The 25,287-nt window shown below is 69.7% G+C and carries 25 protein-coding genes; 13 read left to right on the top strand and 12 right to left on the bottom strand.

Annotated features, from left to right (window positions below):
* Positions 1-16 precede the first annotated feature (16 nt).
* Both C3K08_RS14870 and C3K08_RS14865 read right to left on the bottom strand, forming a co-directional pair.
* Positions 17-1,300 carry an Nramp family divalent metal transporter gene (locus C3K08_RS14870; RefSeq protein WP_304529218.1) on the bottom strand — a complete coding sequence of 428 codons (1,284 nt, stop codon included), beginning with the start codon at positions 1,298-1,300 and terminating at the stop codon, positions 17-19.
* Positions 1,297-1,908: a metal-dependent transcriptional regulator gene (locus C3K08_RS14865; protein ID WP_234009262.1), complete on the bottom strand. Its 612-nt coding sequence runs from the start codon at positions 1,906-1,908 to the stop codon at positions 1,297-1,299. The genes C3K08_RS14870 and C3K08_RS14865 overlap by 4 nt, the downstream gene beginning before the upstream one ends.
* Before the next feature lie 39 nt (positions 1,909-1,947).
* Between C3K08_RS14865 and C3K08_RS14860 the strand changes: the two genes are divergently transcribed.
* The 3 genes from C3K08_RS14860 to C3K08_RS14850 all read left to right on the top strand — a co-directional run bounded on the left by C3K08_RS14860 (position 1,948) and on the right by C3K08_RS14850 (position 4,984).
* Complete coding sequence (locus C3K08_RS14860; protein ID WP_104992250.1) at positions 1,948-2,658, top strand: IS6 family transposase; 711 nt, start codon at positions 1,948-1,950, stop codon at positions 2,656-2,658.
* 130 nt (positions 2,659-2,788) lie between these two features.
* On the top strand, positions 2,789-3,076 hold the full coding sequence (locus C3K08_RS14855; protein ID WP_104992249.1) for a hypothetical protein: 288 nt from the start codon (positions 2,789-2,791) through the stop codon (positions 3,074-3,076).
* Between the two features lie 258 nt (positions 3,077-3,334).
* Entirely contained in the window at positions 3,335-4,984 is a 1,650-nt protein-coding gene (locus tag C3K08_RS14850) for a hypothetical protein (protein ID WP_104992248.1), read from the top strand.
* A gap of 8 nt (positions 4,985-4,992) precedes the next feature.
* Here the strand turns inward: C3K08_RS14850 and C3K08_RS14845 are convergent, their stop codons facing one another.
* Both C3K08_RS14845 and C3K08_RS14840 read right to left on the bottom strand, forming a co-directional pair.
* Positions 4,993-5,589 carry a hypothetical protein gene (locus C3K08_RS14845; protein ID WP_158679983.1) on the bottom strand — a complete coding sequence of 199 codons (597 nt, stop codon included), beginning with the start codon at positions 5,587-5,589 and terminating at the stop codon, positions 4,993-4,995.
* Positions 5,590-5,833: 244 nt separating this feature from the next.
* On the bottom strand, positions 5,834-6,364 hold the full coding sequence (locus tag C3K08_RS14840) for a hypothetical protein (RefSeq protein ID WP_104992246.1): 531 nt from the start codon (positions 6,362-6,364) through the stop codon (positions 5,834-5,836).
* Between the two features lie 185 nt (positions 6,365-6,549).
* Here C3K08_RS14840 and C3K08_RS14835 point away from each other — a divergent pair, with 185 nt between their 5' ends.
* From C3K08_RS14835 to C3K08_RS14830, 3 genes are read left to right on the top strand one after another with little or no spacing between them, the layout of a single operon-like run.
* The gene (locus C3K08_RS14835) at positions 6,550-7,029 is read left to right on the top strand and encodes a hypothetical protein (protein WP_104992245.1); all 480 of its coding nucleotides are present in this window, start codon (positions 6,550-6,552) and stop codon (positions 7,027-7,029) included.
* Between the two features lie 50 nt (positions 7,030-7,079).
* Positions 7,080-7,214, top strand: a complete 135-nt coding sequence (locus C3K08_RS18760; RefSeq protein ID WP_255411734.1) for a hypothetical protein — start codon at positions 7,080-7,082, stop codon at positions 7,212-7,214.
* 23 nt (positions 7,215-7,237) lie between these two features.
* Entirely contained in the window at positions 7,238-9,106 is a 1,869-nt protein-coding gene (locus C3K08_RS14830) for a WD40 repeat domain-containing protein (protein ID WP_234009237.1), read from the top strand.
* A 100-nt stretch (positions 9,107-9,206) separates the two neighbouring features.
* Here the strand turns inward: C3K08_RS14830 and C3K08_RS14825 are convergent, their stop codons facing one another.
* From C3K08_RS14825 to C3K08_RS14800, 7 genes are all read right to left on the bottom strand, one after another.
* Positions 9,207-9,761: a hypothetical protein gene (locus C3K08_RS14825; RefSeq protein WP_104992243.1), complete on the bottom strand. Its 555-nt coding sequence runs from the start codon at positions 9,759-9,761 to the stop codon at positions 9,207-9,209.
* Positions 9,758-9,976 carry a hypothetical protein gene (locus C3K08_RS14820; protein WP_104992242.1) on the bottom strand — a complete coding sequence of 73 codons (219 nt, stop codon included), beginning with the start codon at positions 9,974-9,976 and terminating at the stop codon, positions 9,758-9,760. Before C3K08_RS14820 ends, C3K08_RS14825 begins: the two co-directional genes overlap by 4 nt.
* Before the next feature lie 6 nt (positions 9,977-9,982).
* Positions 9,983-10,246 (bottom strand): hypothetical protein, encoded by a 264-nt coding sequence (locus C3K08_RS18030; RefSeq protein ID WP_158679981.1) that lies wholly within the window; start codon positions 10,244-10,246, stop codon positions 9,983-9,985.
* A gap of 21 nt (positions 10,247-10,267) precedes the next feature.
* Positions 10,268-10,633 carry a hypothetical protein gene (locus tag C3K08_RS14815; protein ID WP_104992241.1) on the bottom strand — a complete coding sequence of 122 codons (366 nt, stop codon included), beginning with the start codon at positions 10,631-10,633 and terminating at the stop codon, positions 10,268-10,270.
* 85 nt (positions 10,634-10,718) lie between these two features.
* Positions 10,719-11,255 carry a hypothetical protein gene (locus C3K08_RS14810; RefSeq protein ID WP_104992240.1) on the bottom strand — a complete coding sequence of 179 codons (537 nt, stop codon included), beginning with the start codon at positions 11,253-11,255 and terminating at the stop codon, positions 10,719-10,721.
* Positions 11,252-12,010, bottom strand: a complete 759-nt coding sequence (locus tag C3K08_RS14805) for a hypothetical protein (RefSeq protein ID WP_104992239.1) — start codon at positions 12,008-12,010, stop codon at positions 11,252-11,254. Before C3K08_RS14805 ends, C3K08_RS14810 begins: the two co-directional genes overlap by 4 nt.
* Before the next feature lie 77 nt (positions 12,011-12,087).
* Positions 12,088-14,100, bottom strand: coding sequence for a WD40 repeat domain-containing protein (locus C3K08_RS14800; protein ID WP_104992238.1), 2,013 nt, complete (start codon positions 14,098-14,100; stop codon positions 12,088-12,090).
* A 141-nt stretch (positions 14,101-14,241) separates the two neighbouring features.
* Between C3K08_RS14800 and C3K08_RS14795 the strand changes: the two genes are divergently transcribed.
* Positions 14,242-16,239, top strand: a complete 1,998-nt coding sequence (locus C3K08_RS14795; protein ID WP_104992237.1) for a WD40 repeat domain-containing protein — start codon at positions 14,242-14,244, stop codon at positions 16,237-16,239.
* A 64-nt stretch (positions 16,240-16,303) separates the two neighbouring features.
* Positions 16,304-18,388, top strand: a complete 2,085-nt coding sequence (locus C3K08_RS14790; RefSeq protein ID WP_104992236.1) for a PQQ-binding-like beta-propeller repeat protein — start codon at positions 16,304-16,306, stop codon at positions 18,386-18,388.
* A gap of 98 nt (positions 18,389-18,486) precedes the next feature.
* Here C3K08_RS14790 and C3K08_RS14785 read toward each other — a convergent pair whose 3' ends face one another.
* On the bottom strand, positions 18,487-19,029 hold the full coding sequence (locus C3K08_RS14785) for a hypothetical protein (protein ID WP_104992235.1): 543 nt from the start codon (positions 19,027-19,029) through the stop codon (positions 18,487-18,489).
* Between the two features lie 144 nt (positions 19,030-19,173).
* Between C3K08_RS14785 and C3K08_RS14780 the strand changes: the two genes are divergently transcribed.
* The 5 genes from C3K08_RS14780 to C3K08_RS14760 all read left to right on the top strand — a co-directional run bounded on the left by C3K08_RS14780 (position 19,174) and on the right by C3K08_RS14760 (position 25,284).
* Positions 19,174-20,016 (top strand): PQQ-binding-like beta-propeller repeat protein, encoded by an 843-nt coding sequence (locus C3K08_RS14780; RefSeq protein WP_158679979.1) that lies wholly within the window; start codon positions 19,174-19,176, stop codon positions 20,014-20,016.
* A 269-nt stretch (positions 20,017-20,285) separates the two neighbouring features.
* Positions 20,286-21,593, top strand: coding sequence for an SMI1/KNR4 family protein (locus C3K08_RS14775; RefSeq protein WP_158679978.1), 1,308 nt, complete (start codon positions 20,286-20,288; stop codon positions 21,591-21,593).
* A 171-nt stretch (positions 21,594-21,764) separates the two neighbouring features.
* On the top strand, positions 21,765-22,085 hold the full coding sequence (locus C3K08_RS14770) for a PadR family transcriptional regulator (RefSeq protein ID WP_104992232.1): 321 nt from the start codon (positions 21,765-21,767) through the stop codon (positions 22,083-22,085).
* Entirely contained in the window at positions 22,082-23,320 is a 1,239-nt protein-coding gene (locus C3K08_RS14765; protein ID WP_104992231.1) for a permease prefix domain 1-containing protein, read from the top strand. The genes C3K08_RS14770 and C3K08_RS14765 overlap by 4 nt, the downstream gene beginning before the upstream one ends.
* A gap of 935 nt (positions 23,321-24,255) precedes the next feature.
* Positions 24,256-25,284: a hypothetical protein gene (locus tag C3K08_RS14760; protein WP_158679976.1), complete on the top strand. Its 1,029-nt coding sequence runs from the start codon at positions 24,256-24,258 to the stop codon at positions 25,282-25,284.
* Positions 25,285-25,287 lie beyond the last annotated feature (3 nt).

The following is a 25,287-nucleotide window of genomic DNA, read 5'->3' as shown; positions in this document are numbered from 1 at the left end:
CTCAGGGGAGGGGCACTCAACCCAGGAGGGTCTGGGCCAGGAGATACACATTGAGGCCGATGATCAGTGCGGCGATCAGCCATCCCGTGACGGTGACGAGACGGGTGTTGACCAAAGTCCCCATGATGTCGCGCCGGGCCGTGAAGATCAGCAGCGGCACCAGGGCAAAGGGAATGCCGAATGAGAGCACGACCTGTGAGAGCACCAGCGTGTCGGTGGGGTTGAGACCAGCCAGGATCACCGCGAAGGCAGGGAGCATGGTGATCAGCCGCCTCAGGAGCAACGGAATTCGGAAGCCCACGAAGCCCTGCATCACGACCTGCCCGGCCATCGTGCCCACCGCCGAGCTGGACAGCCCTGAGGAGAGAAGCGCGAGCGCGAACGCGGCAGCTGCTGCCCCGCCCAGCAGGGGCGTCAGGGTCTGGTACGCCACCGTCAGGTCGGCCACTTCCGCTTTGCCCGAGAAGTGGAAGGCGGCGGCGGCCGAGGCCAGCATGCTCATGTTGATCAGCGCCGCGATGGTCATGGCCAGGACGACATCGAACTGGTTGTAACGCAGCAGGCGCCGTTTTTGCTCCTCTGTTCCGGTCGGAATGCGGTTCTGGGTCAGGGCGCTGTGCAGGTAGATCACGTGCGGCATCACCGTCGCGCCGATAATTCCCACCGCCAGGTACAGACTGTCTGGACCGGAGAAGCGCGGCACGAATCCGCCTAGGGCTTCCAACCCGGGACGGCTGAAAATCACCTGCACGACGTAGGCGAGCGCGATCACGGCGACGAAGGCGGTGATGGCGATCTCGATGGGCCGGAAGCCGCGGTGTTGCAGGGCCAGAATCGTGAAGGTAATGACGCCCGTGATCACCGCGCCCCACAGCAGGGGCAGGCTGAACAGCAGGGAAAAGGCCAGCGCGGCACCCAGGAACTCTGCGAGGTCCGTCGCCATTGCCACGAGTTCCGCTTGCACCCAGTAAAACCACACCAGTGGACGGGGCCAGCGGTCGCGGACATGCTCGGGCAGGTTTTTCCCGGTGACGATGCCGAGTTTGGACGAGAGGGTCTGAATCAGCATCGCCATCAGGCTGGCCGAGAGCACCACCCACAGCAGCAGGTACCCGAACTGCGCGCCGCCCTGGATGTTGGTGGCGAAGTTTCCAGGATCCATGTACGCGACCGACGCGACGAAGGCCGGCCCCAGGAAGGGCATCACCCGCGCCACTCCCCGCCGGTTCGAGCGCCGGTCCAGAATGGCGACCGCCCGGGCATTCATCCGCTCGTCGAAGCTCGGGGCGGCGCGGCTCATGCCGTTACCCCCTCGGCGACCCGCACCCGTCCGGCGACGGGGAGGGCGAGGGTGAGGAGCGCGCCTCCAATGTCCAGGTGCAGGGTGCCCAGGGCCGGATCAAGCTGCAGCACCTGCACCTCCACGCCGGGTGTCAGGCCCACGTCCATCAGGGCACGGAGAATGGTGGAGTCTTCCGGTACCCGGGTGACCCACACCCGCTCCCCCGGCTGCACGCCACTGAGGGGTCGCTCGTCGAGAACAGGCAGCTCTCCGTCGGGGCCAGGGATGGGATCGCCGTGCGGGTCGAAGTCGGGATGTCCCAGCCAGGCCGCGATGCGGGCCTCAAAGTTCTCACTGATGACGTGCTCCAAGCGCTCAGCCTCGTCGTGGACTTCGTCGAGGGGATAGCCCAGCGCCCGGTGCAGGTAGAGCTCCAGGAGTCGGTGATGACGTACCACCTCCAGCGCGACCTTCTCGCCGGCGGGAGTGAGGCTGGCCCCCCGGTAGGCGGCGTGATCGACCAGCCCCAGTTGGGTAAGTTTGCGGAGCATGCCGGTGATGCTGGCCGGCGTGACGTGCAGGGCGTCAGCGAGTGCCTGCGTGCCGACGCTGCCCTCCTTGCCCAGGAGGGTTCTGGCAAGTTAAACCGGGTAGGCTGCTGAACTGTGCAGGACCGGAAGCCCTACCGCCATCGTTTTCCTCTGAGCATCATCGGCTACGCCCTATGGCTGTATCACCGCTTCCCGCTCAGCCAGCGAGACGTGCAAGAATTGCTGTTTCAACGCGGGATGGTCGTCAGTCACGAAACCCTGCGCCAATGGAACATCAAGTTCGCCCCTCTGCTCACCGAAGAACTGCGTCACCGGGAACCCCGACGGGGTTCCCGGTGGTCCTTGGACGAGGTGTGCGTGAAGGTCGGAGGGGTCACCCATTGGCTATGGCGGGCGGTGGACGAGTACGGCGCCGTGCTCGACATCCTACTTCAGCCGCACCGGGACACGCAGGCGGCCCGCACCTTCTTTACCCGGCTGCTTGGTGAGTACGACGCCCCCGAGGTCATCCACACCGACAAGCTGTGGAGCTACGGTGCGGCCATCCGGGAACTTCGCGTGCTCCACCTTGTGGAGCACGTCCAAGTCACCTCAGCTTTACGGTGTAACAATCTGATCGAGCAGTCACACCGCCCCACCCGACGACAGGAACGACAACAACTAGGGTTCAAGCGACGACAACGGACCCAGGAGTTCCTCGCCCTGCACGCCCGCGTCTCGAACCTTCACCAGCACACCCGAACCACCATACCCACCTCAGCAAGGCGAAGCAATTTGACGAACGCGCTGCGGATCTGGGGTGAGACCGTGCAGCAGGCCGCCTGAACTTCAGGCGGCCTGCCAGAAACGTCGCCCCGTACCTGGTTAACTTGCCAGAACCCCGCCCGGACAGCCGGGCACTGCTGCTGGGCGTCGGCACTTCCCCGGGCGCGAGCTTCACCGTGCTGGGGCTGCCGTGAGGCGGTCCTTCCTGGCCTTCGCCGTTCTGACGTGGCCGTGCGTTCTGGCCGCCCCGGCGCAGGTTCCAGACACCTACCGGTCGCGCCTCACCCTCGACCGCCCCTACCTGCTCCTGAATCAGACGGTGCCGCTGGCCGCGCTCTGCGGGCTGCTCGCTCTGGGCTTCGGGGTCGCATCGGCGCGGCGCCGTCGGCGAAAGTTCTGGGGTTGGAGTCTCGGGTTCGGTGTGCTGGCCCTGCTCCTGGGCGCCCTGTCCGTGCTGCTGGGCCTGACCATTCCCTGAAGCTGCCGGACCCCAGAGGACAGACCGTCTCCCTTTCGCTCCCTGCCCGGTGCCCTTTGACTCCACAGGACCAGAAGACGCTCACCCTGGACTCTCCCAGGCCGCCCGCCGTGTGGCCAGACGTGTGCCGTTCGGGGGCTGCTGGTGTGCCCCTGTGGAGACAAACTCGAGGCGCCGGGTGCCGCTGAATACCGCATCTGCGGACGCATGGACGATTCACCTCACGTCCCGTCAGCCCCTCTGCGCCACTCTGCACCCATGCGCCTGCTTCCCGCCGCCCTGCTACTGGGTGCCCTGCTGCTCCCCAGTGCCCAAGCGCGTGACCTGACTCCCGCCGAGCGCCGTACCGTCGCCTCCCAGGTGCTGACCTGGCCCGCGAGTGCCGCCTTGCCCGAGTTGCCTCACCTGGCCCGGGCTGAACTCGGTCAACACGACGTTTGGCTGGCCGCGCTGCGCCCGCTGCCGTCCCAGGCCCGCCGGGACGCGGTGATGCTGAGCATGCCCGCGCTGGCCCGGCAGGGCGCGGTGGACGTCGCCCGCCGGGCCCTGGCCCTGGTGGACAGCCCGGACCGGGTACGAGTCTGGGCCGTCTCGGGCCTGCCGTTCTTGCAGGCGAGGGGGAGCGGCGCGGCGGTCCAGGTGCTGGGCACGCTGGGCACACCGGTGGAACGCGTGCAGGCCCTCGCCATCCTCACCCAGGTGGCGATGACCTCCCCGGCGAAGGAAGGCGAGGTGCGCGCCGTGGCGGATGCGACCTGGGCCGCGTATGAGCGCCTGACGGCAGCGGAGCGGGCGCGGGTGGTCCAGCTCGTGCTCCCCACCGTCGCGGCGACGGGTGACCTGAGCCGGGCCAGCCAACTGATCCCTGCTCTGGCGGACCCACAGACTCAGAGGGCCTGGCTCGCCGTCGCGGAAGGCTTCCATCAGGCGGGCTTCCCACAGGTGGCGCGTCAGGCGCTGGCGCAGCTTCCACTTGACCGGGCCGAGGACATCGTTCGTATCCGCAGCGCCCTGCTGCTGGTCAAGCTGGGAGACGGTACGCGGGCGTATCAGGTGGCGACCCGTGCCCCGCTACCCTGGACCATGCGTGAGCATCTCGCCCGCGAACTGACCACGGCCGGATACGCCCCAGAAGCCGCCCGCCTGGCCCGCACGTTGCCTGTCTCCCTGCGGGTCCAGAGCCTGGCGCACATCGGGGGCATCCTGGCAGGTCAGGGCCGGCTGGACGTGGCCCGGCGGCTGGTGGACGAAGCGCGTGGGCTTCTGGAGGCCAGCGATTCTCCGGCAAACACCGGGGCGGTGGTCCGGGCACTGGCCTCGCTGGGGGACGCCGCCACCGCCGACACCCTGATCCGGAGCTGGACCGGGCGTGACCCAGAGGGCCTGGACCGCCTGCGGGGAGCGCTGGTGCAGGGACTGGCCGAGCGGGGCGATGTGGGCGAGGCCATCCGGCGGGCGCAGGCCTGGCCCTCACTGCCAACCGTCTACGCCCTGGTGAATGGGGCCGAACCGCGTGCAAAGAAGGGAAGGACCGAGCAGGCCAGCCTCCTCTTGATGGCCGCCCTGGAGCTTTCGGCGAAGGTCCCCGATGAGGCGAGAACGGTCGTGCTGGCGACGCTGGCCCGGGTCTCCCCGGCGACCCTGGACACGTTGGCCACCCACACGCCATTGCCAGACGACGCCGGGCTGGCGGTGGTGGAGATCCGTGCCCGGCGGGGGAACGTGGCGGGCGCCCGGCAGGCCCTCTCCCGGTTGACTGCCGGAAAGCAGCCGCTCGGGGCGTTCAGTCTGGCCAGAGGGCTGGTTGAGGGGGGCCATGCCGACCGGAGCCTGCCCCTGCTGCAAGATCCAGCCCTGCGGGCCGCAGTCGCCCGGGTGCTGCTGGGCGAGGAAGTGCCCCCGAGATAGTTGGAGATTCAGGGGCCGCTTGCGGTAGGCCGCCACAGGCCTGCACCAGCCGTGACGAGTACACCCATGACGGCCCAGAGGGTGGGATTGGGCCAGGTGGAGTGCCGCACGTCCTGACACGCCGGACCCAGGGAATCCTCCACCCAGCGCCCGCAGTGCCACACATGCAGCATGTGCGGCCAGACCGTGGTCCTGCTTATGGATTGCTTCTGCCCCACCGTGGGCACTCGCAACAGGCGATTGTGCTGCCAGGAGGCCAGCAGCAGGGCAGGGCCACCCAGAAGGACCACCAGCGCTAGAGAAGCCACACTGACCCGCAGGGCACGCCGGGCCGGGAACAGCGCCCACCGACGCCACAGGCCCCACATCAGCAGGGCCGTCAGGGCCAGCCAGCCCAGGATGAGGGGCAGGGAACGGTGCGGCCCAGACACCACTTGGGACCCGTGGAGGTAAGTCAATCCCGCCAGGGTGTAGCGCACCCGGTCGACCCGAGGCTGCGGTACGTCACTGTTCTTCAGCACGTCTCCCGCAAAGGCCGTGTCCAGAAAGCTGTACCCCAGCAACGCCACAGCCGCGAACAGCCCCAGCACGCTCCAGAGCGTCACGACCAGAGCAGGCCAGTGCCGCCTCATCACGGCCCGGCGCCCTGTGCGCCCAAGCCGGTCCGCGCAGGGGAACCGGAGGTAAGGGTGCAGAGCAAAGGCTTCACGTCCGCAAGATAGGGGGTCGGCGGAGCGCACCGGGGCGCATCGCAAGGCCCCTTGACTGCTTGTCTGTCTGAGCGGTCGCGGTCAATCAGGGCAGGAGGGTGCCGAGGGGGGCCAGGACCATGCCGGCCCTCACGACGGCTCAGTCGCTGGTCTGCGGACCGGCCTGGGGCTGCACCGCCACGGTCATGCTCAGGGGGCTGACCCGGATGGTTCTGGAATTGACCTTGCGGATGTAGGCCCGGTCGCCCAGTGAGTAGTAATACCCGGGTCCCGCCGAAACCCGCGCGTCAGGCGTCGCCGTGACCTGCACTTCGGCCAAGCGCCCGGTGAAGGGGACGCCCGACCAGCGCACCACCACCTTGCCGTCATCGAAGACGGCCAGCACCCGCCGGTCTCCCACGGCTTTGGCAGCCGGGTCCCCGCTGCCGAACTCCAGTAGCTCGGTCTCGGAGATGCCCCGGAGATCAATCTCGATGGGCATGGTGACGGTCTGCCCAGGGGCTACCACCGCCAGGCTGGGGGCGACGGCATATGGCTGGGTCTCATCAGGGGCAATCTTGCACAGGCCAGCATCGGCGCAGTTGCCGCAGGACGAGAGGGCCACTGGCGTGGCCAGCAGCAGGACCACGGTCAGGACACGGCGCAGTGAAGGAAAGGGGCGCAGGGGCATGGGGTCACGGTAGCGCAGGGCATACTGGCATACCGGACGGTCTGGGGCGGTGACCCAGCTCTTATTGGAGCGCTCTGCACGCAGTTGTACGGGCCGCAGATGAGCGGCAAGGAGAGCGTGCTGGTGCATCTTTAAGGCCGTATTCAGGCGAGTGGAGCCGTCGCCCTGTGGGTAGACTTATCATCATGCAAAAGCTGCTTCTCCTTGCCCTGTGCGCCGGGTTGCCTCTGGGGCTGGGTGCCTGTGGCCAGGCCTGCCGCGACCTGCCGGTATGCCTGACCAACACGCCGGCTGAACGTCAACCACTCGGGTATCTCCAGGATGGCTCGGTCACCCTGGCGCCCGGCGAGACTCGCACCGTCACGGTCCGGGTAGACCGCAATAGCATCCCCGAGGGACAGGCCCTGCAACTGGTTCCCTGGCATGGAGAGGCGCTTCCTGCTGGTGTGTTGGGCCGCTCGCGGGACGGTACCCTGACCGCCACGGGAAGCCAGCAGCCCTTTACCGGCAACCAGACGCAGCTCTCTCTGACCGCGGCGCCGGACGCACCACCAACGGGACAGGACGTTACGTTCTTCATCGGGATTCGCAAGGTTGAGTCGCGGACCGACACCCAGGGCATGGTCAGCCTCGACGTGCGCGTTCAGGCGCAATCAGCCAGATGAACCCTCTGCTGGGCTAGGGCTTTGATCAGCTTCCCCGGGTACCTTGCCGTATGCCCCGCTCGTTGCTGCTGGCGACCCTCCTGCTGGTCGGATCCACGCCTGCTCTCGCGCAGGGCGCGCCCGTCACCTTCGGGCTGCGGACCACCGTGCAGACACCAGCCTGGGAACAGGACTGCTCGCCCTGAGTCCGGATGGCCAGGCTGTGGCGGTGCTGCGGCCTGACGGCATGCAGCGGGAAGGAGCGGCATTGGTCCTGAGTAATGCCCGCACAGGTCGCGAGCAGTGGCACAGAGCCATGCCGAACACCTTCGCCGGGGCGGTCATGTTCAGCCCCGATGGGCGGACCCTGGTAAGCGTCGGGGCGGAGGTCCGGGCGCACGACGTCGCCACGGGTCGGGAGCGTTGGTCCTCGGGTGGTCCCAGCAGCCTGGCCGTCGCGTTCAGCCGGGATGGGCAGCGCGTGTATCTCTCCTCACCGGGCGGGACGCTGCGCCTGCTGGACGCCCGAACGGGCAAGGTCGTGTGGGGGGAACCAGACCGGGTGAACCCTGGCAGCGCGGAGTATTACAGGAGCGGCGCGTTCTACAACCGCCCTCAGGCCCTGGCCGTTCATCCGGCAGGCACACTCGTGGTCTCCGGCTCATTCGGCGGCGGCATCGTCCTCTGGGACGCGCTCACAGGGAAGCGCACCGGCGCCCTCACCGACCGGCCCTCTTCCCGGCGGGCCACGCAGGCGGCCCTGGCCGGCAAGACCGCGCACGGTGGTCGGGTGACGGCCCTGACCTTCGCCCTGGACGGCACGCTGATCTCTGGGGCGAACGACGGTACCGTCAAGCGCTGGAACGTGGAGACGGGCCAGAAGCTGGCGGAAGCCCCCCTGCCCGAAGGGGTGCAGGGATCGGCGCTGTTGCCCAGTGGACGGGGGGTCCTGGTCACTTCCGGGAGGACCGTGGTCCAGCTCAGCCTGCCTGACCTGCGCCGGGAACGGGTGCTGGTGGGGCACGCGGAGAAGGTCTGGTCCCTCGGCCTCTCCGGGACTGCGCTCTGGACCTCCAGCGCTGACGGCACGGCCAAGCGCTGGAATCTCAAGAGTGGGCTGGATGAGGCGACCCACGGCACGGTCAAGACGGCGGCCGTCAGCCCGGACGGCCAGACCTTCGCCCTGAACCTGGGAGACACCACCGTGCGCCTGACGGACGCGCGGGGCCACACCCTGAGGATTCTGCGCGGCTTCCTGCCGCCGAGGACGCGGTTCGATTCCATCGGGAGTCGCTCGCTGGCCTTCAGCCCTGGCGGCCAGACGCTGACGGGCGGCATCACGACCATGTTCCACATGACAATGGAGAGGTACCCGGCCGGCAGCACCGTCTACCTCTGGGATGTCCTGGGAGAGAGGGGGGCACGCACACTGTCCGGAATGCCGGGCGACGCCCTTACCTTCAGTCCGAACGGCCAGCAACTCCTGGGGGTGAACCTGCGACAGGGTCAGGTGCCTGCCTATGGGGTACGCCGCGTGGCGGACGGCGGTGTTGTCGCTGCGCCCTGTCAGCCCTACCGGCCAGACGGGCAGCCGACCGGGGCGAAGTGCCCGCCAGAAGAGGTGCGGGGAGTGTCCTGGGTAGGGAACCGGGCTTACAAGCTGAGTCTGGAACAGGATGGAGGCCAGCGCCCTGCGGCCTTGGTGCGGGATCTGGTCACGGGTGGGGTGCGCGTCGCTCTGGGCAAGGTCTGGAACAACGGCCCGGCGATGGGCCTCAGCCCGGACGGGGAGCGGGTGGTGTCGCTGGCTGGGAACGGGCTCCAGGTCTGGGACGGAAGGACCGGGCGGTCGCTGCGGGTCTGGCCGGAGTTCGTCAACCCGGCCCCCTCCCGGGGTGGCCCGATTCTCTTCAGTCCGGATGGGACGACCTTCACCTTTCCGGGGCCGGACCTGCGGCTGCATGACACGGCGACGGGCCGGCTGCTGGGCGAGCAGAAGGGGGCGGGTGAAGCGTTGGGCTTCATTCAGGGTGGGCAGAGCTTGGTGACACTGAACGAGCGGGGCGTGCAGGTCTGGCGAATCCGGCAAGGGAACTGAGGCTGGCTTGCGCTAGGGGCATCACGGAACTGGATTTCCGTTGTCCTGCCGACCCTTCAGAAAACGGGCACTGGCAGGGGGGCACCCATACCCTGACCCTTTACCGCGGGGGATGAAGCCACAGGCGGAGGGTGGCCTGCCCGGTGCTGCCCCAGCGCGTTCCCTGCTTCTGCACGGTCCGGTTCAGCACCGAGAGGCCCGGCCGGGCGTCACGCGCGGCCGTGACCTTCACCGTGAGTTGTCCGCCCTGGAAGAAGGCGCGCCGGGCGTGGACCGTGAGTTCCGGGTCCCGGTAAAAGACGGTCTCCTGGCCCGGTCCCTGGGGCCGGGCAGACAGCTCCCCGATAGAGCGGTTCAGCCAGCGGCGGCTGACCTGCACCACCTTCACGGGCGTGTCGGCGGGAACGCCATTCAGGTCGAACACCAGGGTGACGTCGCGGGCTTCACCGGGCCGGAGGTTGAGGGACGTCGAGTAATCCTGCTGCCAGGGTTGCCGCTCGGCGTTCTGGAGGTACACCAGCGGGTCCGGGCAGAACGGCGTGTGCGTGCACATCACCCGGATCCGTTCACTCTTGGGGGACGTGAGCCAGGCCCCGAAGGCGATCAGCACCAGGGCCAGAACCACGCGCAGCCCCCAGCGCGCCGCGGCGCTCATTCCTGCTCCCGGTCGCTGCGGTCCCACAGCCGGACCGCGCCCCAGCCCACCAGCCCCCCGGCCAGCGCCAGCGCCCCCGCCACCCAGTACAGCTGGGGCAGGTGTACACCCGAGATCTCGTCCATCGACACGAAGACCGCAACCGCCAGGGCCAGCCCGAACAGTCCTACGGCACCCAGGGTCACCAGGATAGCCAGCAACCGGGTCCACTTCATCACGCCCTACTTTCCCCCAGCGTTCCGGCAGTCGATCCGGGCCGAGCCGGTGCTGTAGCGGGCGGTGGCCTTCCGGGTGGGGTCGGCCTTCAGCGTCGCGGTGACCACCGTGGTCTGGCGGGTCTTGAGGCACTTGGTCCGCAGCACACCAAGCCCGTCGATGGTCGCCACATCCGGGCGACTGGAGTGCCAGGCTACGGCGCGGCCGACGCTCGCCGGGGCATCCAGAAAGACCCGGTAGGCGGTCCAGGCAGGCCAGGAGCCGCTCACGTCTCCACGCGTGGAGCGGATCTAGAAGTCGCGGATCAAGGGGGCGCCCGGCCGGGGCCTCAGGGTCAGCGTCAGGTGGGGCGGATTCACCGGGCCGCAGCTTCCCTCTTGCACCCGGACGCCCCGCACCGTGGTGGGCCGATACCAGCGCTTGGACGCCGTGACGGTGTAGCGCCCGTCTTCACCCTTTTGAAAAGTGACCTTGAGCGTGTCGCCGGGGAAGCGGTAGGGATCAAATCCAGCAGCGGCGGTGCCCAGAACCAGGCCACGCTCGTTCTTAACGGTGACGGAGACCGGGGAGATGAGGATGCTGGGGCACACGGAGGGCGGTGGAGACGCCGTGTGCGGGCTGGCGGCCAGAGCGAGGGTCCACAGGGAGGCGAGCATGCCCTGAGGGTATGGGCGGAACCTGATGGGGCTCTGGCGTTCGTCCCCGAAGGAGGGTCATGGAAGCTGGACCGCTGCCCCCGTCTCAGGGCAGGCGCGGAACCTGCACCTGCGTCACCTTGCCGCGCTCGTCGAAGGAGACGGTCGCCGGGAAGGGAATGTTGATGTACTGCCAGGTCCGCAGCTTCAGCAGTTCCTCGCGCGGGCCGTAGGTGGCGCTGGGAAAGCCGAACAGCCAGGCGTACTGCCAGCGGTCCAGACCTTCCGGGCTGGCCGGAGCGTCCAGCGGAACCCGACCACTGGGCGGAGCGGCGCTGAAGGTGCGCGGCAGGCTCCAGGTGTCTGCCAGGACCAGGTTCATGGTCTGACACAAGGGCGAGGTGCGGGCGTCGTCGAAGAGGCGTCCCGGTGCGTTCCTGGCCTCGGGCCCCGAACTGCTCCCGCTCACGACCCTGGCCCCCGCCGGGCGCTCCACCTGCACCACGATGGGCGTGAAGGCGATCAGGTCCGCTCCACCGTTGTCCAGACCCAGGTAGCGCTGCGCGCCCGCCCAGACCGGCCGCGTGAGGCGCAGGATGCGCTTGATGCGCAGGGGCTCCCGCAGGTCTGCCTGAAAAGTCACCGTGCTGTTGGCCGTCCCGTCATCCGGCAGCTCACGTTCAGCCCGCCGTAGGCCCACACCGGCCTGCCGACCAGCGTCTTGCGGAAGATGTCCAGGGTGGGGTCGGGGGCCACGGGAAAGAGGGCGGGGAAAGCGTCGCCGGGCTGGCCCCTCCACTGCACCTCCCCGGAGACCCCCTCGACCTGGAAGGTGGCCCCGCTGGCCGTCACAGCCTGGAGGGTGAACAGCCGTCCCTGGAGCGCAGCATGGGTGAGCGGCTGGCCGCTGCGGGTGTACCCGCCGTCCCCGCCCAGGTGCAGGAACTGGGTGCCCGGCTTCAGCGCATCGGGCCGCTTCACCTGCGGGTTGAGGGCGAGCGTCAGGGAGGCGACATGCAGGCCGTCCGGGAGCCGGAGGTCTGTTCGGTACACGCCCGCCGGGGCGTTCGTCCGGAAGGTCAGGGGAATGCCCTGGCGGGGATAGGGCGCCTGTGGCGCCAGCTGGACTTCAGCGGGTCCCGAGAGCGACGCGGTGGACGCCTGGCCGGAGGCGGGCGTAACAGGCGCCAGGGTGGCCGTGAGCCGCGACAGGTCATACCTGCGGCCCTGCGCGCCCGAAGTCCCCAGGAACAGGGCGAGCGGCCGAGCGGCGGAAGGCCCCAGGTCCAGATACCGGGTGAGGTCCCGGTCCGGGTCCTGCGCCCCGGCGGCGACGCACAGGGCCAGTCCGAGAAAGAGGCAGTGCGCGGTCCTGGCGCGGGGACGATGCTGGGTCATGAGCACTCCTGTGGGTGAGAGTCCGGGCCGTAGATTCAACGGACCGTGCGGTGAAGGCTGCTGTGACGTTGTGGTCTTCACCTGACCTCGAACACCGTCACCGTCCCGCCGCGCTGCGCCGTACCGCTGCCCACCGCGAGCCGTGTGCCCGCTGGATTGAAGGCCAGGGCGGAGGAGGAGGCCGCGAGGCCCTGATACGTCCCGACCTCGGCCCCCCGGCGCACGTCGTAGACAGTCACACTCTCGCCGCGCCGTGCAGCGACGAAGCGACCATCCGGGCTGATCGCCGTCTTGTAGACCCGGCCCTCCCCCGGGAAGGAGGCCAGGCGCCGCACGTTCAGCCGGCTGTCCACGCTCCAGAGTTCGGTGGTGCCGTCGGTCTTCCCGAAGGCGAAGCGTCTCCCGTCCGCGCCCAACGAGGCGGTGTAGGCGTTCTCGAAAGTCGAGGCTGGGAGGATCTTCCGGATCATCTTGCCCGTCAGTGCGTCGTACTGGCTCAGGGCCGTGCCGTTCGAGGCTGCGGACAACTCGCGCACCGTCCGGTGATCAGGCAGGAGCCGTGCGGCGAAGGTGCTGCCGCCCGTGCCTTTGAACTGCCAGAACGTCTCCCCGGTCTGTTTCCTCCACAGCAGCGGGTCGAGGAACCCGGCTTGACCCCTGGCTTGGTACAGCGCCTGGGTGACGGGCTGGATGGGCCACTCCGCCTTGCGCAGCAGCCGGGCCGTGTTCCCCAGGTACAGCGCCGTCCCCTCCCCGAACAGCAGGGTCTGGCCGTCCCCGGAGAACTGCGGCAGGCCCACCGTGTTGGACTTCAGGCCGATGCTGGTCAGCCGCTTCCCGCCGGGCGTCCAGAAGCGCAGGGTGCCGTCCTGCCCCCCGGAGACGAGGCGGATGCCGTCCGGGGAGAAGGTCAGGTCGTTGACCCCGAGCAGCCCCGTGGCGCCGCCCTGGTGGGCCTGCCAGCGGCTCAGGGGAGCCGTACCCTTCCAGAGCACGATCTGCCCGTCCATGCCACCTGTGGCCAGCACAGTGCCCGCCGGGTTCCAAGCGAGGGCAGGCACCATGTCGGCCGGAGCGGTGTAGGTGCGGCTCACCCGGCCGGAGAGGTCCAGCACCTCCGCGCCCTTCCGGGTGCTAGTGGCGATCACCTGACGGCCATCCGGGGTCCAGGCCACTGCGTTCACACCGATGCGGGTGTTGGGGGGCTGGAGGCGCCGGAGTTCCCGGCCCGTGCCCGCGTCGTACAGCTTGGCGCTGCTGCGCCCGGTCGCCGCCAGCGTTTTCCCGTCGGGGCTGTAGGCCAGCCCCTGCACGAGGTCCGGATAACCGTTCAACTCGAACAGCAATGCTCCGCTGGCGGTGTCGTACACCGCTGCCTGGAAGTTCTCGACCTTGGGCATGCTGTCACTGAAGGCCACGGCGAGCCGGGTCCCGTCCGGGGAAAAGGCCAGCGCACTTGGCGGACCGGGCGTCGTGAACACGTCGATGGGCCGGGCCAGCCGGGGCAGGGCGAACTCGGCCTTCTCCTCGAACGTCTGCGCGTCATAGAGCTTCAGGGGCCGCCCACCGTTCGAGACGGCCAGCCGGGTGCCGTTCCGGCTGTACGCGGCCAGGTCTCCCGGCAGGGTCCGGACCCGCTGCCCGCCGCGCCAGACCTGCACGGTTCCGGCGCAGCTCACAGTGAAATCGGTGGCCGACCGCACCGCGAGCGAGGTCGCCCACTCATGGCTGTTTGCCGCGTCTGGCGTGAGACCACAGGCCTGCAGGGTGGACAGCCGCTTCCCGCTGCCCGCATCCCAGCGCCGAACGGTACCGTCACTGCCGCTGGTCAGGAGCGTCTTACCGTCGGGCGTGTACGCGGCCCCCGTCACAACGCCGAGGTGACCCGCCAAGGCCGTCTGTCTGCCGCTGCCCACCTGGGTCAGGTACACCGCCGAGCGCGAGATCAGGGCGAGCTGCCGCCCATCCGGCGAGAGGGCCGCGCCTGTCGTCCAGCCGGTGTGACCGCTGAGCACCCGCTCGATGGGGAGCGTGACCGCGGATGCCCCGCCGCTCAGCGTCAGCAGCGCCGCCAGGAGACTTGACTTCATGACACCAGGGTAGGCTGCGGAGCTGACGGTCGTCTGGCCCGGGGTCTGCTCAGCCAGGCCACCTCCGACCCGGCCTCTGGGGCCAGTCCCGGCGCCGCGCTCTCACGGCCCGTCAGCCTGCCGCCCCTAGGCTGGGGCCCCATGACGAAGCCCCGTTCGGTGCCCCGCCGCTGGCGGCTGGCCGCTGCCCTGACCTGCGCCGTGCTGACCGGCGCGGCCCCCGCCCTCCAACTCTCTTCCGGCGGGACGGCCCGCCTCGACGGCCACGCGGCAGGCACCTTCGACACGCTGAATTCCCCGGCGGGCTTCGCGGGCGGGCTGGCCTGGGGACCGGACGGCACCGCCTACACCCTGGACGGGACGCGGCTCCTCTACCGCTGGAACGCACAGACCGGAAGGCCCCTGTCGCGCCAGGTGTTGACCCCTCCGGCCAGTCTGCCGGACGCGAGGGCGGACTACGGGCCGAGGCTGCTTCTGGACGGCTTCCGAGCGGACGGCGGCGCCCTGACCGGGCCGTTCATCCGGGTCCGGGGCTACAAGAAGGGGACTCCCTACCAAACCGCCTACACCCTGCGGGCGGACGGGCGGGCCGTGCTGGGGAACATCTGCGCCCCCTCGCAACAGCAACTGGTCGGCTGCGCGGAAGGGTACGGCGTGACGGTCCTCCCCCCTCGGAAGGGACGGGCAACCCTGCGCCTGTCGGGGCGGGAGGGGCCAGTGAGTGACATCACCCTGCCCGCCGGACAGGTGCTGGACGTGGAACCCTCGCCCGACGGCACGCGAGTCGCGGCGCTGCGCAGCGTGGAGAAGCGTGCCTATGACCGGGACGCGGTCCTGTACCTCGATATAGCCACTCGGGACGGCAAGGTCCTGTCGCGGCAGGTGCTTGGCAGCTTCGGGGCACGGCGCGACGACGAGCCCCAGGTGCGCTGGGTGGATACGGGGCGGCTGCTGACCGCGACGCCCCGGACCACCTCCGTCACGTACAGTGCCAGCGGGCATCAGGTCAGCCTGTGGAGCCTGAGTGGTCAGGGACCCCGCTGGATCGTGGGGAGAGGTGAACTGCGGGACGCGGTGCCCTCGCCCGACGGCACCCTGTTCCTGACTGTGCGGGACGGCAGCGTGCCCGAGGTGCATCGCGTCTCGGACGGGGCCTTCGTCCGTTCCCTGGGCACGCCCGTCACGGCGTCGGTGCCCTTGCCCGGCGGAAGCGCCCTGGTGGCGCTGGACACCGGCGACGGGCAGGGCGAACTGCGGGTGGTGCGTCCGGGGGGTCAGGGGCGGCGCCTGGGCGGGTCGGGACTGGAGGGCGTGACCGGGCTGGTGGTGAGTCCAGACGGCCAGTTCATCGCCGTGGCCCGCTCCGAAAGTGTGGCGGTCCTCGACCGTGCCGGGCGCACCCTGCACACCTTCGCGCTGCCGGAGAACGTCTACCGAACGGAGTTGAGCTTCTCCGGCGAGGAGACGCTGTTCGCGCGATTGGAGGATGGAGGCAGCAATGGTTGGCAGAGCCGCACCTGGGACGCGAGGACGGGGCGGCTGCTGAGCCAGGAGCCCAATATCCGCCCAGTGGGGACGATCCAACTGCGGACGGAGGTCCGGCAGCGGCCGGGTGGGGGCTCCCAGTCGCGGCTGAGCGTCACCGACAAGAGGGGCCGGGTCCTGTGGCAGGAGGGGTGGCGCAGCGAGTACCGCCCCTATTTCTTGCCCAGTCCCGATGGCCGGGCGGTGGTGCGGGGGGTGGCCCGGCGCAGCAAAGTGCAACCCGAACAGGCCGACCTGTACCTCTATCGCCTCGACCCCCGCACGGGCCAGGCGGACCCCGGCCTGACCCTGCGGACCGGCGACCCGAGGGAGGTGTACCGGGGATTGAGGCTGCTGGACTACGCCAAGGACCGCCGTCATGTGCTGCTGTATGAGGCGTCCGGGGACGGGTGCGGCGCGGCCTTCTACGGCCTGCGTGTGGCCGACCTGGAGACGCGGCGGGAGGTGAAGTTGCCCGCTGGCCTCACGACCGGGCTGGCCCGCTTGACCGGCTGTGGGTATCCGACACCCTGGCCCACCGCCGCCTTCACGCCCGAGGGGACGGGACTGCTGGTGCGCGACGGCAATGCGCTGAACTGGTGGCGGCTGCGGTAGGTGCGGCGGGGAGGGCACTCCCCCTGGTGAAGGCCAGCGTCAGCTCCGCCCCTTAGCCTGTGGCATGGCCCGATCCCTGCTGGCGTCCCTCCTGCTGGCCGTGTCCACGGCGGCTCCCGCCCAGACCACGCCCCTGACCCCTCACTTGCGGACTACCGTGCAGACGCCCAGCCTGGGCACCGGACCGCTGGCCTCGAGCCCGGACGGGCGGACGGTCGCGGTGCTGCGGCTCGACCGGGTGCGGGGAAGCCGGGCCCCCCTGGTCCTGAGCGACGCCCGGACCGGCCAGGAACTTCGCCGGATCGCCACCACGAACACGTACGACGGGGCACTGGCCTTCAGTCCCGACGGACAGACCCTCATCAACATCGGTTCAGACGTTCAGGCCTACGACGTGACGACAGGCCGGGTCCGCTGGAGCCACAGTTCCAGCGACGCGGTCCCCAGCAGCCCCGTGGTCGTCTTCAGCCCCGACGGGACAGCGGTCTACTTCTCCCACCTCGATACGGTCGGAAACCGGCACCTCATCCGCAGTGATGCACGTACAGGGAAGGCGACCTGGGACGCCTTCCGCATCACCGCGGCGGCGGAGGCACCGTCCCGCGAGGAGAGCTTCTACGGCCGCGTCCTGTCCCTGGCCGTTCACCCGGCGGGTGCGGTGCTGGCCTCTGGCTCTTTCGGCGGGGGCATCGTGGTGTGGAACGCGGCGACGGGTCAAAGGACCGGCATCCTCAGGGATCAGCCTTCTCCTGCGCAGGCTACCCAGGCGGGCCGTGCGGGCCAGACCGCGCACGGCGGGCGGGTGACCGGGCTGACCTTCGCCCCGGACGGCACCCTGATCTCCGGAGCGAACGACGGCACGGTGAAGCGCTGGGACCTGGCGACCGGCCGGAAGCTGGGGGAAGCCCTCCTGCCCGACGGCGTGCAGGCCCTGACGCTGCGGCCCGGCGGGAAGGGCGTGCTGGTCGCCTCCGGAAGGAACGTCGTCCAGCTCGGCCTGCCGGATCTGAGACGGGAGCTGGTGCTCGTGGGGCACGCGGAGAAGGTGGAATCCCTCGCCCTTTCGGGAGACAGGCTCTGGACTTCCAGCGAGGACAGCACCGTCAAGCGCTGGAATCTCAGGAGCGGTCTGGACGAGGCGACCTACGGCACGGTCAAGACCGCCGCCGTCAGCCCGGATGGACGGACCTTCGCCCTGAACCTGGGAGACGCCACGGTGCGCCTCACCGATCCGCGGGGGAACACCCTGAAGACCCTGCGCGGCTTTCTGCCGCCCGCCTCCCCACGCTACGAGTTCATTGGCGGGCGCTCGCTGGCCTTCAGCCCGAACGGGAAGGGGCTGGCAGGCGGGCTCTTCACGATGAGCGGCGTCATCATCGAGAAGTACGCCGCCGGGAGTGCGGCGTTCCTGTGGGACGTCGGCACGGGGCGGCGGGAGCGCACCTTCCCGAACTTTCCGGCCCAGGAGCTGAGCTGGTCCCCCAACGGAGGCTTCCTGGCTGGGGTCAACCATGTGCCGGGCAACCTGGACACCTTCGAGGTCCGGGACGTGAACACCGGGACGAGCGTGGGCCGGGGCGTGCCCTCCCGCTCGGGGCAGGAACAGGAACGCGGCGGCGTGCTGGCCGTCTCCGTCCCCACCGTGCAGTGGGTGAACGGTCAGGCATGGGTGCTGGGGATGCAGTACCCGCGGTTCGAGCCGGGCAAGCCGCTGTCGTCCCAGTGGCCAGCGGGCATCTGGCGAGCACGGACCGGGACGAAGGTGCAGTCGCTGGGAAACCTCGGCATCTCGGTGCCGCGGCTCCTCGCCAATCCTGCCGGGACACGCGTGGCCGTGTCGGGTGGCAATGGGCTGTGGCTGCTGGATGCCCGCACCGGGAAGGCCCTGCGGTCGTACCCGCAGGCGTCCTACCGGGACCGGGCGGCGTCCTGGCAGGAGCCGCGCCGCCTGCTGTGGAGTCCAGATGGCAAGCTGCTCGCCCTGAACCGCGGTGAACAGGGGCTCAGCCTGCATGACGGCGGCAGCGGGCAGCCACTGGCCAGCCTGCCCGTCCGGGCCGAGCCGCTGGGATTCAGCGACGGGCGCCGGGCACTCGTGACCCTGAACCCGCAGGGCGTACAGGTCTGGGAGCTTCGGCCGGGGAGATGAGGTGATCGGCGTCTTTCCGCAGGACACGGGTCCCATCTGTTCGGACATCCAGGTCCCACCCTCCACAGCGGAGGCGCCCGGGCCGTGAGGTGCTCCCCTCAGGGTGGGTCCTGTGGCGGCGCGTCCGGTAGCCCGCAGAAAGTAACGCGGCCATCCGGTTCCTGCCGGTCCAGATTGACCGCACGCACCCGCTGTGTCCTTCCGTCGGGATTTACCACGTCCACGAACCTCGCCCCCGCGAAGGGACTGAAGCTGTAGGCCTCCAGCGGGCCGTTCAGGGCAGGCGGCGTGCCGCACTGGGGGGCGCCGGGCCGCACGCCCAGCACCCGGGCCAGCGCCGGGCCGGACGCGGCTGGTAAACTCCTCTGCGCCTGCCAGACCCGGCGCACACCTTCCGGCTGCACTTCGTAGAGAGTGACCCGTCCGCCCCCCACGCTGGTCAGGAGCCGCAGGGCCTCGCCGGGCCAGAACAGCACGGTGAAGGTGCTGCCCTGCGCCGGGCCGGGGTGAACACAGGGAGGGAGACGGGCCGCCGTCGCCTGCACCGCCAGCGCCGCACGCCTGCGGGCCTCGCCCAGTTGCCCACGGGCCAGGAGTGCCCGGACCTCCCGGGAGGCGGCTTGTGCCTGTGGGGTGGACACCAGGGAGGGAACAGGCGGGGGTGAGGCTTCACGGCCCCCGGCCAGGGCCTGGCCCGTCAGGGCGAGCAGCAGCAGGGCGGGGCGTATACCTGAGGATAGGACTTCAGCCTCCCGTCACCAGCCTCAGGTAAGGTGGCCTTCCCCATGTTCCCTGCATGCCTGCGCCTGGCCCTGCTCGGCTGGGCGAGTGCAGGTGGGGGTCCCTGGCCCCATCCGGTTCTGCCCACACAGGTCCATGCGGTCGTCACCTCGCCCGCCGTGCCCCGCGTCGTCGCGGATGACACGCGGGTCTACCTGATGGCCGGGGGCCACGTCCGGGCCTACGACCCCTCCCTGCGAACCCAGCTCTGGGCCGCGCCCCTGAAGTCCTTCGGGGTCCTGGCGGTGGAAGGCGGCCTGGTGGTGGCTGACGACGGGTTCACGCAGCTTCACGCCTTCGGCGCCCGGACCGGGAGGTGGGTCTGGAGTGCCCCGGCGGCCCGCGCCCTGACCTGGGGCGGCCGCGCCCCCATCAGCACGCCCCTGCGCTTCCTGAGGCGGGCAGGTGGGGTCATCCTGGGGTCCACCGCGAACGACGTGCGGGCCTGGGACGCCCAGACGGGACAGCCCCTCTGGCAGGTGGGGGCCGGGGACCCGATCGGACCGTTCGCCGTGGATGCTGGCGTGGCTATCTTTGCCGCCCACACGGGCCTGGAGGGGTACAGCCAGGGGGTCAGGGTCACCACCGGGCACACGGTCTGGTCCAACCCCGAGGGAGGAGAGCCGCTGCGGGTGGCGGGCGGCCGGGTCTTCGGTTCCGGCCGGGGGTCTGGCATCGTCGTGACGGAGGTGCGCAGTGGACGCAGCGTCACCGTCCGCTACACCTTCCCGGCCCTGAAGGGGGCGCAACCTGAGTCGTCCCTTCGTCCACGACGCCCAGGTCTGCGCCGAGGGAACCCTGCGCGGAGCGCGGCATGTCCAGTGCCTGCCCGAATACGTACGCGGTGACTGGGCCCTCCTCGCGGCCCTGCACCCGGAGACGGCCCCCTCCCGCCCGGTGTGGGAGGTGCAGGCGCAGCAGGTGGTGCGCGCCGCGGACGGCACCTGGCTGCTGGGTGGACGCTTGGTGGTGGTCACCGAGCGCAGCGTGCTGAGCGTGCCGGTGCCGGCCAGCTGACGGCCCGTCCCCCGGTGGCCCAGCGAGGGGGCTGGAACAGCTTAGGTCGGAGCACGGACGCCAGCCCCCTGAGCCGCCAGGGCACGCCATGATGCTGCCCATGAGTCCGCTCCCCCCGCTCGCCGACGTGCTCTCCCGGCTCGACCAGTGGTACGCCACGCACCTGCCCGCCGTGTGGAAGACGCTGCGCCCAGGCGTGACCGACGCGGATCTGGACGCCTTCGAAGCCCGCATGGCCCTGCAACTTCCCACGGCCTTCCGTGCTCTGTACTGCTGGCACGACGGGCAGGGCTGGTCGGTCGGTGGGGTCCTCGGTCTCGCGTTCATGCCGCTGGCCGAGGTCGAGTACACCGCCACGATGTGGCAGGACATCGCGCAGGGCGACGGGGCCGACATCAATATCGACATCTACGTCGTCTCTCATCCCACGGGGGCGATCCGGGAGCAGTACGCCCCGCCGTCAGTGGTGCCCTTCCTGTCGGATGGAGGGGGCAACGCCGTGGCGCTGGACCTGGCCCCGGACCTGTGCGGGCAGCCGGGGCAGGTCATCACCACCGGCCGCGACGAGACCCACCGGTACGTGCTCGCGCCGGACCTGGAAACCTTCCTGCGCGAGTACCTTACCCGGCTGGAGGCGGGCCAGGTGACCGTGCAGGCCCTCCCAGGCTACGAGGGTGAGATGTGGGCCAGCGAGCTGCACGACGCCGCTGGGCCCCGGGGGGAGGGGTACTTCCGCCTCGCGGACCTCTATCCCGGTTTCGGGGCGGCGCCCTCCCGGGCATTGCCCCCGGCGCCCGAGGAAAATGAACCTCTGCCGCTTGAGCAGGCCCTGGCGCGGCTGGACGCCTGGCTACACCTTCACCACCCGGACCTGCTGGACACACTGTCGCCGGGAGCGTCGGATGAAGAGCTGCGAGCGGCAGAGCGGCGCCTGGGCCGGGCTTTGCCGGAGGGCGTGAGGGTTCTGTACCGCCAGCATCGGGACTGGGGCGACCTCCTCGGGGCGCGGAGCATCCCCGTGGACGAACTGGGCCGGGCCGGGCCGACCACCTTCGGGGAAGCGGATCGTCGGGGCAACCTGCAGCCCTTCAACCCGCACGTGCCACCTTCGACGCCCCACGACTGGCTTCCCCTGTGGGAGGCCAAGGTGGGCCTGATCGGCGTGAACCTGGCCCGGTACGGGGAGGTGCGGACCTTCGGGGAGCAGGTGGCCGTCCGGTACGTCCTGGCCGAGAACCTCGCCCGCCTGTTCGACCGGTATGTCCGCCTGCTGGAATCGGGGCTCCTGCGCCGGGCCGGAACCAGCCTGCGCGTGCCGGACGCCGCCGGACACCTGGGCAGCGGCCGGGCCGAGCAGCTCTTCCCCGGCTTCGGGGCCAGCCCGGCGCGGGTCGCGTCGTCTTCCTGACGGACCGGGGCCGCCAGCAGGAGGTCGAGGATCACGCGAGGAGACCCAAGGCCTTCGCAGGCTGATGCAGCCAGCTCTGACCACCTCGGCAGGAAACACAGGGCTGGAGTGTCCCAACGCGACACTCAGCCTTCAACATTGCTTTTCTATATCGTCTCTCTATAATGAGACATGCCCACCCACGATGGCGACCTGGAGCTCTCCCTGCTGACCCTGCTCGAAGGTGAAGAGCGCTACGGCCTGGAGCTGGCCAAGGAGTTGCGCACCCTGACGGGCGGCGACCTCGACCTCAACGCCGGGACCCTCTACCCGGCCCTCCACCGCATGGAAAAGAAGGGTTGGCTGACAAGCGACGCGCGCCCCAGCGCCCGAGGCGGGCACCCGCTGCGCTACTACCGCCTGACCGAGGAGGGGCAAGCCGCCCTCGACGCCAAGCGCGACGCCTACGGGCGCTGGCACCAGGGCCTCACCGAACGCTGGGGGAAGGGATGAACGACCTCGACCGCTATCTCGACCGCGCGACCCGTGGCCTGCCAAAGACCGAGCGGCTTAGAATCCGCGAGGAACTCCAGGGCAGCGTGCTGGAACGTGCCGCCGAGCACCAGATCACCGGGGTGGGCTCCGACGAGGCCCTGCATCTCGCCCTGCGTGAGTTCGGCGACCCGGCGCCTCTGGCCAGCGGCCTGCGCCGCATCCACCTCTGGCCCCGGGTGGGCCTGTTCGGGGGCCTGAGCAGCGCCGCGCCCGCCCTGGGCCTGTTCACCGTGTGGCCGTCCCTCGCTCAGCCCATCACGGTCACCACCCAGGGCCTGATCGCCCGTTGCGGGGCCAAGGGCCCGCCTCCAGGAGAGCGGACCTGCTCGCAGGACGACCGTTCCTTCTGGGTCGGCCTGGACAGCCTGCGGGCGCAGCTTCAGGAGCAGGGGGCCACCCTGAAGACCGTGACCCATTCCTTCCCCAACCCGGAGGCAGCGGCCGGGGGAGAACCGGCGCGGCTGACGGAAACCCTCTTGGAGGTGACGTGGCTGGACACCGGGGGGGTGACAGGCCGCTTTGAACTTCCTATCAGCGATGCGCGCTTCGACGCGTTCATGCAACGCCTTCACCGTGACCTCCCTGGCAAGTCGCTGTTGCCTCAACAGAGCGAGCAGGTGTTCACCCGGGACGGGCAGACCTTCCTGGAGGGCGAGGGGCTGCTGGAGGCCCTGCGGTCGAGCACTAATCGCCTCCTGACCATCGAGCGCCCCCTGGACGGCCCCGTGGTTCAGGTGGGACGGCTGCGGCTCGAACTCGGCCAGCCGGGACGGGGTATCGCCGCGGAGGAGCTGGTCGAACGGGCTGCCGAGGGCCTGCTGGCGTTCGGCTACCGGGTGACGACCTTTGCGGGTGGTGGCCTTCTGCCGCGTCAGGGGAGCCGGACGAGCCAGAGTCAGGGCCACGCGCAGCGGGTGCGGGTCCGGGGCCAGCCGGGGGACCTGTATGTGGTGGTGCGGCCGATGATCCAGCCTGGGCGCAGCACCCGGGGGTTGGGCTTCGATGTCGTGACGGTGGGGCAGGACGGCCAGATCGTCTTCCGGACGTTGCAGCCACGAGTGCGCTACACCTCGAACCTGCGGGCACTGGCACAAAGCGGCTCCAGGAAGGCCGCGGTGGCGCTGCTGCATCTGGGCTCGGGGCTGCGCTGGGAAGCTGAGGGCCAGTTAAGGCACCGGGTGGAGGTGCCCTGAGGGGCCCCCTCCCATGTGAAGGCCAGACGCGTTGGCCCGGACCGGGCCTCATGCGCCGTCAGACAGGCTCCCGAAAGCTGAAGCATGCCCTGGCCCCGACTCCTGCTGCTCTCGGCCCTGTTGACTGGCTCTGCGCTGGGTCAGGAGACTTCGCCGACTTGCCTCCCGCTCGCCCACAGCTTGCTCCACAATGGAAGATAAGGCCGTGAATACCTGTGGCCGACCGGTCTTGCGGACGTGGGCTGGGCGGCGGTTCGTGGGAGCGTGGCTGCGGTGACGCCGCTCAAATGGGGGCAGCCTTCTTGGGGTTCTGTGCCGTGCTGTCGATCTGTGCGGCAATGGGACTGGCTGCACTTGCCCTCTTGGTCGCCGCTTCCGGTGAAGTTGGCTACGCTCTCCGCGCTGGGCCTCTGGCGGCGGTGTTGGCCACTCTCGGTGTGGTTGGGGCGAGGGTGGCCTGGCGGCTGTGGAAGGACCGTGAGTGATGCCCTCCGCCTCCATCGCTCTTCCGCCTTATGCACGTGATCTATGTCAATGTTGGACGCCTGGCGCGCCCCACGTTCTGCCGCAGCGGAACGCGGTGAAATGCAGTGTCAGCGGGTCGCTCCCTATGCTGGACAGCGCACGCCATGCGGCAACAGAGGCCAGGCACGCGGAACGTGGCGAACCCCGGCTTCGCGCAAGCGGTGAGGGTCATAGGCCATCTGGGGGACATATAGGTGGTGGTCCGTCCCCTCACCAGTCCCAAAAACGGCACCTAGGGTCTGTGCTTCGGCGTCGTGACGGGAGGTCAGGAGGGCCACATCGTCTTCCGGACAGCGCAGCCACAAGCACCGGGTGGAGGTGCCTGAGGAACCCCCTCCCACGTGAAGGCCAGACGCTGCGGCGCTGACCTGGCCTCATCTGTGGTCAGCCACACTCCCGAAAGCTGAGACATGCCCTGGTCCCGCCTTCTGCTGCTCTCAGCTCTATTGACTGGCTCTGCGCTGGGTCAGGTCACGCCCCCTCCCATATCGCCCGCACGCTCCCAGCCTGCTCCACGCCTGAATATCGACGAGCTGAACGCGGAGATCGCCCGCCAGGCTCCAGCGTATGGGGGCTTCTTCGTGCGGGATGGCCTGCTCTCCGTCTACGTCACTTCCACTGACCCCGCCCAGCGCCAAGCGGCCGTGCGCGAGCTGTTCGCGGTTCAAGGCGAGGAACTCAGGCGACGAGGCTTCTCCCCGGAGACGGTCGTCTTCGTACCTGGCCAGTTCAACGCCGAGCAACTGCTGGAAGCGAAGGTGGCCGCCCGGGGCATCGACGGTTGGCAGAGCATCGACATCGACGAGACGCGCAACCGCGTGGTCGTCGAGCTGCTGCTGCCCGGCATGGAGGAGCGTGCCCGGGCCTTTCTCGCCGAGCAGGGTCTCCCCCCGGGCATTGTCGTCATCGCACCGGTTCCGGCAGGCAAGTTGCCGGAGGGCCCCGCGTTCGGTGCGCTCCACCAAGCCCGGCTGGAGGTCCCCGCCCGCGTGTCCCAGGGAGACACCCTCCCCATCGAGCTGAAGGTCACCAATCCCAGCGAGGAGCCCCTGCTGCTGGATCACGGCGCCTGTGCCCTGGAGGTGGAGATTCGCGACGCGGCCACCCGCGAGGTCGTGCTGCCAGTTCCGGGAGCGCAAACCTGCCTCTCCGTGCTGTACCACACGCTGGTCCCCGCCCGCAGCACGGTGACGGTGGGGCGCCGGGAGTGGAACCTGCAGCTCCCCACCGGGGCGCTGGTGCCGCCGGGTCGGTACCTGATCCGCGCGACGTTCGAGGTGGGAGTCCCCGACGCGGAGGTCATCCGCCCCCCGGACCAGACGTTCGAGGTGGTGGCCGGGAACCCGGCCACCGGCACCGCGCAGGTGCGGGCCGTGCTGCGTGACGGCGCGTCTGGCATCGAGTTCCGGACGCGCCTGGGAGAGGAAGGGGGACGGTAGGCC

Origin of the sequence: Deinococcus sp. NW-56 (genome assembly GCF_002953415.1) — a bacterium.
In the GTDB taxonomy this organism is placed as follows: Bacteria; Deinococcota; Deinococci; order Deinococcales; family Deinococcaceae; genus Deinococcus.
The sequence above is the reverse complement of the archived record's forward strand: the minus strand, read 5'-3'. Positions and strand labels throughout refer to the sequence as shown.

Excerpts from the sequence above, each read along its gene's own strand:
- C3K08_RS14870 (WP_304529218.1), bottom strand. The coding sequence starts at position 1,300 with ATGAGCCGCGCCGCCCCGAGCTTCGACGAGCGGATGAATGCCCGGGCG.
- C3K08_RS14850 (WP_104992248.1), top strand. The coding sequence starts at position 3,335 with ATGCGCCTGCTTCCCGCCGCCCTGCTACTGGGTGCCCTGCTGCTCCCC.
- C3K08_RS14840 (WP_104992246.1), bottom strand. The coding sequence starts at position 6,364 with ATGCCCCTGCGCCCCTTTCCTTCACTGCGCCGTGTCCTGACCGTGGTC.
- C3K08_RS14835 (WP_104992245.1), top strand. The coding sequence starts at position 6,550 with ATGCAAAAGCTGCTTCTCCTTGCCCTGTGCGCCGGGTTGCCTCTGGGG.
- C3K08_RS18760 (WP_255411734.1), top strand. The coding sequence starts at position 7,080 with ATGCCCCGCTCGTTGCTGCTGGCGACCCTCCTGCTGGTCGGATCCACG.
- C3K08_RS14825 (WP_104992243.1), bottom strand. The coding sequence starts at position 9,761 with ATGAGCGCCGCGGCGCGCTGGGGGCTGCGCGTGGTTCTGGCCCTGGTG.
- C3K08_RS14820 (WP_104992242.1), bottom strand. The coding sequence starts at position 9,976 with ATGAAGTGGACCCGGTTGCTGGCTATCCTGGTGACCCTGGGTGCCGTA.
- C3K08_RS14815 (WP_104992241.1), bottom strand. The coding sequence starts at position 10,633 with ATGCTCGCCTCCCTGTGGACCCTCGCTCTGGCCGCCAGCCCGCACACG.
- C3K08_RS14805 (WP_104992239.1), bottom strand. The coding sequence starts at position 12,010 with ATGACCCAGCATCGTCCCCGCGCCAGGACCGCGCACTGCCTCTTTCTC.
- C3K08_RS14800 (WP_104992238.1), bottom strand. The coding sequence starts at position 14,100 with ATGAAGTCAAGTCTCCTGGCGGCGCTGCTGACGCTGAGCGGCGGGGCA.
- C3K08_RS14795 (WP_104992237.1), top strand. The coding sequence starts at position 14,242 with ATGACGAAGCCCCGTTCGGTGCCCCGCCGCTGGCGGCTGGCCGCTGCC.
- C3K08_RS14790 (WP_104992236.1), top strand. The coding sequence starts at position 16,304 with ATGGCCCGATCCCTGCTGGCGTCCCTCCTGCTGGCCGTGTCCACGGCG.
- C3K08_RS14780 (WP_158679979.1), top strand. The coding sequence starts at position 19,174 with ATGTTCCCTGCATGCCTGCGCCTGGCCCTGCTCGGCTGGGCGAGTGCA.
- C3K08_RS14775 (WP_158679978.1), top strand. The coding sequence starts at position 20,286 with ATGAGTCCGCTCCCCCCGCTCGCCGACGTGCTCTCCCGGCTCGACCAG.
- C3K08_RS14770 (WP_104992232.1), top strand. The coding sequence starts at position 21,765 with ATGCCCACCCACGATGGCGACCTGGAGCTCTCCCTGCTGACCCTGCTC.
- C3K08_RS14765 (WP_104992231.1), top strand. The coding sequence starts at position 22,082 with ATGAACGACCTCGACCGCTATCTCGACCGCGCGACCCGTGGCCTGCCA.
- C3K08_RS14760 (WP_158679976.1), top strand. The coding sequence starts at position 24,256 with ATGCCCTGGTCCCGCCTTCTGCTGCTCTCAGCTCTATTGACTGGCTCT.